This is a genomic window from Psychrobacter sp. UBA6291 (assembly GCF_002439405.1).
GTDB classification, from domain to species: Bacteria; Pseudomonadota; Gammaproteobacteria; order Pseudomonadales; family Moraxellaceae; genus Psychrobacter; species Psychrobacter faecalis.
The window spans coordinates 20,141-28,176 of sequence record NZ_DJUD01000029.1 but is presented as its reverse complement, the minus strand read 5'-3'; the positions used below and the strand labels follow the sequence as shown (position 1 = coordinate 28,176).

At 43.7% G+C, this 8,036-nt stretch carries 6 protein-coding genes; 5 read left to right on the top strand and 1 reads right to left on the bottom strand.

Annotated features, from left to right (window positions below; all coding sequences use genetic code 11):
• The 5 genes from B3R91_RS05220 to B3R91_RS05200 all read left to right on the top strand — a co-directional run.
• Positions 1–1,120 (top strand): IS256 family transposase (locus B3R91_RS05220; RefSeq protein WP_286796742.1); only part of this gene is annotated, 1,120 nt, incomplete at its 5' end.
• 620 nt (positions 1,121–1,740) lie between these two features.
• Entirely contained in the window at positions 1,741–3,276 is a 1,536-nt protein-coding gene (locus tag B3R91_RS05215; protein ID WP_286796741.1) for a glycosyltransferase family 2 protein, read from the top strand.
• A gap of 201 nt (positions 3,277–3,477) precedes the next feature.
• Complete coding sequence (locus B3R91_RS05210) at positions 3,478–4,836, top strand: glycosyltransferase (protein WP_286796740.1); 1,359 nt, start codon at positions 3,478–3,480, stop codon at positions 4,834–4,836.
• Positions 4,836–6,056 (top strand): hypothetical protein, encoded by a 1,221-nt coding sequence (locus tag B3R91_RS05205; RefSeq protein WP_286796739.1) that lies wholly within the window; start codon positions 4,836–4,838, stop codon positions 6,054–6,056. The genes B3R91_RS05210 and B3R91_RS05205 overlap by 1 nt, the downstream gene beginning before the upstream one ends.
• A gap of 71 nt (positions 6,057–6,127) precedes the next feature.
• Positions 6,128–7,180, top strand: a complete 1,053-nt coding sequence (locus B3R91_RS05200; RefSeq protein WP_286796738.1) for a glycosyltransferase family 2 protein — start codon at positions 6,128–6,130, stop codon at positions 7,178–7,180.
• A 19-nt stretch (positions 7,181–7,199) separates the two neighbouring features.
• Here B3R91_RS05200 and B3R91_RS05195 read toward each other — a convergent pair whose 3' ends face one another.
• Positions 7,200–7,952 (bottom strand): hypothetical protein, encoded by a 753-nt coding sequence (locus B3R91_RS05195; protein ID WP_102076473.1) that lies wholly within the window; start codon positions 7,950–7,952, stop codon positions 7,200–7,202.
• Between the last annotated feature and the right edge of the window lie 84 nt (positions 7,953–8,036).

The following is an 8,036-nucleotide window of genomic DNA, read 5'->3' as shown; positions in this document are numbered from 1 at the left end:
GCAGTCCTTCATCGACACTGCCCTAGAAGCAGAAATGGAAGAGCATCTCGGCTACCCCAAGCATGAAAAGGCGGATAAACCTAATAAGCGCAATGGGCACACTAAAAAGAGAGTCCGTAGCGACACAGGCGAGCTTGAGATCTCCACCCCAAGAGACCGCGACAGTAGCTTTGAGCCTGTACTTGTCAGTAAGCACCAAACCCGTATTTCAGGTCTTGATGATAAAATCATCAGCTTTTACGCCAAAGGTCAAACCACTACTGAGATTGTCGAAACCATCAAGGACATCTACGACGTCGACATCTCAAGCAGCTTGGTTTCCAGAGTCACTGACAACATCTTGGATGACATCACCGCTTGGCAGAACCGGCCACTGAGCAGCGTCTATCCTATCGTCTACTTAGACTGCATTGTCGTCAAAGTTCGTCAGGACAAGCAGATCATCAACAAAGCTATCTATCTGGCCTTAGGCGTTGCTCTTGATGGTAAAAAAGAGCTGCTTGGCATGTGGCTATCAGAGAACGAGGGCGCTAAATTCTGGCTTGGTGTTCTCACTGAGCTACAAAACCGCGGGGTTCAAGATATTCTTATTGCCTGTGTAGACGGCCTAAAAGGCTTCCCTGATGCCATTAATACGGTCTACCCTAACGCTCAGGTTCAGCTGTGTATCGTGCATATGGTGCGCTATTCGATGAAGTTCGTACCTTGGACGGACAAGAAGGCCGTAGCAGCTGATTTAAAGGCCATCTACGGTGCTGATACGCTTGAGATGGCAGAGGCCAACCTTGAGCACTTTGATGAAGTATGGGGCAAAGAGTACCCGCATGTCATCAAGTCTTGGCGCAATAACTGGGAGGGCTTAACGGTGTTCTTTGGTTATCCTAAAGACATCAGAAGAGTGATCTATACCACCAATGCGATAGAGTCGCTAAACAGCGTGATTCGGACAGCGGTGAATAAGCGTAAGGTGTTCCCATCTGATCAGGCAGCATTCAAAGTGGTGTACTTAGCAACCCAGCAGGCATCCAAAAAGTGGTCGATGCCAATCCGTAACTGGACGTCTGCTCTGAATCGTTTTATGATTATGTTTGATGACCGTATCAGCAAGCATTTAATCTAAACGGCAGTTACACAGAATTCGGGATGGTCTCGCCGAACGTGAAGTTGACGATTGGCGCAGCAGTAATAACTATTAATCTTAGATTCTAAGATTTAAACATCATTTAAGAATTATTAGTTATTGATGATAAAGCGTATTGGGCATGGCGGGCTTTTACCTATAAGTGTCTAATGCGCTTTTATCGTTAAGGCTCATTATCTTTAATCAATTTATAGCCGATTATGATTTAACACTACCCTCTTCGTCGAATTTCCCTTACTTCTCTTTTCCTTTTCTTAAACCCTCGTCATTTTTTCCTAAAGATTTTCTGAAATTATTAAGTCACTATATTTCGGGGATTTTGCTACTCGTCCAGTAACACAAACCTCTCCTAAATCGTGTTTTACGTACTGACAGCTATGAAATCAGCTGTATAAATTACGTAGTATTACACTCTTAAATATTTACCAACACTTAACAGTCTTAAGGTTGCTTAGTTTTATATTACTATTTAACGGGTAATCAAAAAGACAATAATAAATACTACATTATAACTATTAATACATTCGTTTTTCGCATGTGCCTTTCATTCATGCTTTTTCCCCCTATTCTCGTCCGTCGTATGTGCCTAAGGATAAGCCATGACAATTCATAAAAAGAATCTTTTAGTTCCTGCGTCTCTCAGCTTTCAGTTAATGACACGGTCTGAGCCACCAGAACTGGTGATTGCGACTATCCAGTCTTTGCTGGCTATTAAAGAGGCGACTGATGAGATACTTATTATTGATAACAACAATACAGACACCTCACTATATCAGCCTTTGGCCGCTTTTTGCGCCAGTCTAGATTCAGCCCTTAATGTCCGATTTTATCATATTGATGCGGTAGAAGGCTTTAAGGCAGGCGCGTTAAACTTGGCGTTGGGGCTGATGAATCCAGACTGCTCACACATTGTGGTGGTCGATAGTGATTATCAAGCACTTCCGCATGCAAGAATATCTATTGCCAATGCTATTAAGCAATATCCAAACCATACGCTTTTGCAGTTTCCACAGTTTTACCGCAGTGCTGGGCAAGTGGACACGCACAGCGAGCTTAACCATTATTTTAATCATCATTTATACCGCCCCTTTAATCGTAAGCGTGCCCTATCAACAGGCACTTATGCAGTGATACGCCGCGAAGATCTTTTGAGCTTAGGCGGTTGGTCAGGTGTCTCGATTACCGAAGATGCGCAAATGGGCGTCTTGATGCATAAGAAAGGGTTTCGAAGTCAGTTCATACCAGAAGTCATTGCGACAGGTCTCTTACCTACTTCGTTAAATGATTTGATGTGTCAGCGTCGGCGCTGGATTTATGGCAATATGCAGGTGTTAAGCAACTATTTTTCAATAGCCTTGCCCACTAAAACCCAAGATACAAAAAGTCTGGGTAAACGTTTAGCGTATACGCGCGCGCATCTCTCGCAGCTCAGTGCTTGGATAAACTTTACGGGTTTATTTATATTTTTGCAGCTAGCGACCTTATTTATCCTTGGCTACGCACTTCTAAAAGCTCAGTTCTCGGACGTCACGCCTAACATGTCCCTACTCACGCCTTTGTACTTGGTCTATGCCAGCTATGGCATTTTTACCATAAGGCGATTATGGGCATATTTACAGGATAAAGCGCCACTGAATAAACAGCTCAGTCAAAACCATGAGTCTAGTATCAAAATGCGTGTCAGGGCATGGTTCATGCATTTAAATTTTTGGGAGCTTGGAGCACTATCGTGGTTGCCCGTGTTATGGGGTAGCGAAAAACCCTTTGTCTGCACGCCAAAGCAAGAATACATTCGTACTCAAAGCTCATTACGTCGTGCAAATGTGGTGGCGTTACCCAAGCTGATTTTGCTACTCAATATCATCACTGCCGTTATAGTGGCACCGTTTTCGCCGCTTTATTCTCCGCTATTATTTATCTGTGCTTTGATGATTTGTACGTTAAAAATTGGCGCCGCAAAAGTGGCATTTGATAACTTTACGGTTCCTAAGAAAAATCCGTCTAGTATTAGCATTAAATCTAAACCTACAGTTGCCTTGGCTATTAATCAGTCTCGTAAACAAACCAAAAGTCTAAAGCCGTTACAACCTGAAATTCACACGGTATTTGAAGACAAAAAAATTATTAATTCTTAATGGTTGGCTTTAGGCATTTATTTTCAGCTTATTAATTCAAAATTTAGCTTATTAATTTAATAGTGCTTAAAAACGCCTGCAGCAGTTTATTGATAGCGAATCAACGTTTTAGAGCGTTTTAGCACGTTTTAAGCATTTGTTTTATTAAGACTCCCTTTTTTACTTATTTACAATAATCGTTCGTTTTACTTTGAGGTGCTTATGCCCGCTGCTGATCCTATTAATTTTATAGATGCTATTGATAATGATGCTGAACGCCCTGCCCTGTTAGCTGATAAACCTTTACGTATTGCGATGATTGCTCATTGTTTATATCCTATTGCTCAGCCCTTTGCTGGCGGGCTTGAGATGATTACTCAGCTTATATGTGATGAGCTTGTCGCTCAAGGTCATGAGGTTTTGCTTTATGCGCATAAAAACAGTCAAACGCAAGCTCGCCTCGTCCCGATGCTAACCCGAGAAGAGTTTGATAACACAGTCTATCCGAATGAGCATGAGACTTTAGGGATGAGCCGCGAGGAGATGTATCAGTATTTGGTCTATCAAGATGTCCTACGCGATATCATTGAGCGCGATGAACGTGGTGAGATTGACATCGTGCATAATCACAGCCTGCATCATATCCCGATGATGACCGGTCAAGCGTTTGGCGCGCGGTTTTTTACCACCTTTCATACGCCTATTTTCCCGCAATTGCGTTTGGCGCTATTGACCTTGCGCCACGGTACAACCACCCAGTTTACCGCTATCAGTAAACACCAACAGCAGCTTTTTTCAGAGTTTGTGCCCTCAACGGTGGTTTATAACGGCATTGATGTAAAATCCTTTGATGCTAATATTAAATCTACGGATGATTTTACCCGTGAAAATGATGAAATTTATTTTTGGTTTGGACGTATTTGCCCCGAAAAAGGCACACATTTAGCCATGCAATACTGTATGGAAGCTGGGAAAAAACTCATCATCGCTGGTCCCAAAAGCAACGAAGCGTATTTTGATGAGCAAGTTGCCCCACTCTTGGCTAAAGATAGTGAAAATGGCGCGCAAAAACTGTTTGATTATGTCGGTCATGTCACCAAAGACGAGGTAAATCGCTACCTCTGTCAAGCGACTGCCATGCTATTTACCAGCACATGGGATGAGCCGTATGGTTTAACACTGGCTGAGAGCTTAGCGTGCGGTACGCCAGTGATTGGCTTTGATGTTGGTGCTAGCGCCGAGATTGTCACACCAAGCACCGGCGTTATCGTCGCTAAGGAAGATAAAGACGCGTTTATCAAAGGTTTTACTAAGATTCAAAGCATCTCACGTCAAGCCTGCCGAGAACGTGCCTTACAGTTTTGTTCCGTAGCAGCCATGGTAGCAGGCTATTTAGACTTGTATAAAGCAGCAGTAGCAGAAAGCGAGCAGAAAAAGATTCAGCAGAAAAAAGGCGTTGAAGCTCCAACAGATGCACATTTAAAACTGAATCCATTTATCCACAGAAATGGCAAAAACAAAAAAGCAGAGTCAATAATCGGTTCAAGCAGTGGCTTAAATAACATAATGGAGCGAGGTTAATGCGGCTTGGTTATTACGCTCATCATCACGGCTCAGGGCATTGCCGCCAAATCGATAAGCTTGCTGCCTTATTACCCACTGAAGCAAGACAGCAATTAACGGTATTTACTAGCGTAACCTCTGAGGCCTATACGTTTGCGGCTATAGATGAAGCGCAAGTTGTACGACTACCCGCCGAAGATGAACGTGCAGATGATGTACTCGCTGGGCGCGCAGGACAAAATTGGCAACCAGCCAGCCTGCATTATTCGCCCGTGGGTAATAGCGATATTCAGCAGCGCAGCCATAAAATACTCGATACGATTTATCAGCGCCGCATTGATTTGATGATTATTGATGTCAGCGTTGAAGTCGCCATGCTATGCCGCGCCGCCAGTGTTCCTTACCTTTATGTCAGACTGCCAGGTATTCGCGATGATGTGCCGCATCTAAACGCTTTCGCTGGTGCGCTTGCTTTGCTTGCCCCCTATCCTCGCACATTAGAATCTACTAAAACTCCTGAATGGATAAGTCAAAAAACCCTCTATCTTGATTTTATCAACACTCAGCAAAAAAATGCGCAAACTTACCAAGATTTTATAAAAGACTTAATGCAGCTGATCACTGATAAAAAAGCACTCTCTTTGATGCTAAATGATAAGGATAAAGATACGCCAACTATCGTTACCGTCATTAAAGGCTACGGTGGGCATCAAGCCATTGATGCAAAACTGCCCGAGCTGCGGCAGCTTTTGCCATATGCCTTTATTATATCGCTTGGCCCTATCGACGAGGATAAACGACATTATGTTGACATCGCGGCCGAAGTGAGTAATGTAACGCCATCCATCGAACATAGCGATTATCTACTGATGGCGTGTGGTCTAAACGCCGTCGCCCAAGCCTATGATTATGCGACGCCACTGGTCGTCCTACCTGACGATCGTCCCCACCAAGAGCAAGAGGTAATGGCAGAGGCGTTAATAGCCCAAGGGCGCGCCTTAAGTTGGCAGCAATTTAAAGACTTAATGATAGCAAGCGTCACACACAAGCTAAGTGGCAAAACTGTCAATCAATCTGCACGAATCCAATCCTTATCAAAGCCTAATAATGCAACACTTAAGCAAAAATCTGTACAGACAGCTCAAGCGTTTATGCAGAGTATGGCCGAGTACCCAACGACTAAAGCTTGGTTTGAACAATGGTTGCTGCCGCAGCTTGCCTTAAAGCCTGAACGTTAAAAGCAATGACTATCAATAACGTCACAGCAAAAATATAAAAGCCAAATTAATACGAGAGGCACTGACAAACAATGACCGTAAAACCCACCACCAATTCCAATGCGGTTTCTGAGCATATGCCGGTAACGGTGATCACGACTTGTTATGGACGCAATCGTCACCTATATAATCTGCTCAGTAGCCTCGCAAATGGCAGCGTTCAGCCCGATGAAGTTATTATTGTCAATGATGATGCCGACCCTAAACGTCTGGCTGATTTTGCTTTAAACATTGTCAAGATTCCGACGAGCGCAGGTTTAGTGGACAGCGCAGACCATCAAACGTTAGAACATCAAACGTTAGAACATCAAACGTTAGAACATCAAACGCTAGAAAAATCGGACAAAACCGAATTTGATATCGGTCATAATCGCAATATTGGCGCCGCGCGTGCCAGCCATGACACGCTGATATTTTTGGATGTTGATTGCATCGTAGCGCCGAGCTTTATTGAACAACTAAGCACAAAATTAAACCAGTATCCAAACGCTCTACTGATGGGGCAACCGCGCTATCTGACGCGACCTTTATCAAACGAGGAAAGCTTGGCGTTGCAAAAGGGCGCGCTGACTAATGATTACTTAAATCATCTGTCGGTTTATAATCCTTATCGCGATAACTTCGATGCGAAACAATCGATGTCTACTGAGGCAGTACCGACAGCTATTAAAAAAACGGATGATTACGGCGCTTTTTGGAGTTTATGCTTTGCGATTAAACGTGAACAGTTTGAGAAAATAGGGGGTTTTGATACGCAGTACACCGGTTATGGCGCAGAAGATACCGACTTTGCCTTTACTGCCCGTCAGTTAGATATTGATTTTTATCTGACCGCCGACCTTGTTTATCATCAGCAGCACACCGTCTATCGCCCGCCTCTCAACCATTTGGAAAGCATTATCGTCAATGGCAATCGTTTTTATCAAAAATGGCAATGCTGGCCGATGGGCGGCTGGCTTGAGCAGTTCTGCAAAATGGGCTTGATTGAGTGGACGAACGAGCAATCAAATTCAATTACGCTGTTACGTCAACCTAGCAGTAAAGAGATAGAGTTGGCCTATTATCCCGATGCCGCCTACGTTTAAATTACCAACCTTCCCTTGCCTAATACTGGCGTATGATCTCTACCTCTGGCGGCGGCGAACTCATTTCACGGCGCTCAAATTCCCAATTATGCCCTTGCCAAAAATGCGCGGTTTTATCGTTGTCATTAAAACCTATCATTAATAATTGCAGCGGTAGCGGTGCTTTTTGCAGCAGCTGCACATACTCTCGCGCCGCTAATAACAATCGATACAACAAAAATCCTGACGAAGGGGCTGAAGAGTGAATATCTGTAAAGTAAGGATAGTCCTCAACGACCGGATGGCGCTCCGATAACACGCTATGATGCGCCGTATCCTGCAACAACACTTGCACCGCCGGTGGCAGCGTCAGTATGCGATCATCATCAATCGGGTCATCATCGGGACTTGGGTCATCACTGAGCAAAGGAAATTGATAAGGCTGATTGCTCAGTAAAATACCCAATGGTGCCGCTTTTGCCATGCGCTTCATCACCGCGACATTGTTGCTCCTTGGTGGCAAACCGAAATGCAGTTTACTATCGCCAATCTGGCGAAAAAACAACAATTTAGGCAGGCTACTGGCAAGCAGGTGGTTGGCAAAAAAATCAGCATTAATAAAATGGTTAAATAAAACCAAAACATCGTCAGGACGTAATAACTGCTCAAGTTTATCAGTGCTAATAGAAGGGTTATTGGCGATAAAGACGATGCGTTTATTTTGCTTTAACGCGTTTTGGATGTTGAGTGGCAGGGCTGTAAATGCAGCGGCTTCTTTGCTTATTTTATTCAAATTATCCTCATAATTAGGGGCTGGTTATTGCGATATTAATAATTTGTTATCGAACAAATTTTCAAAAACTCAAGTCTGTATAAA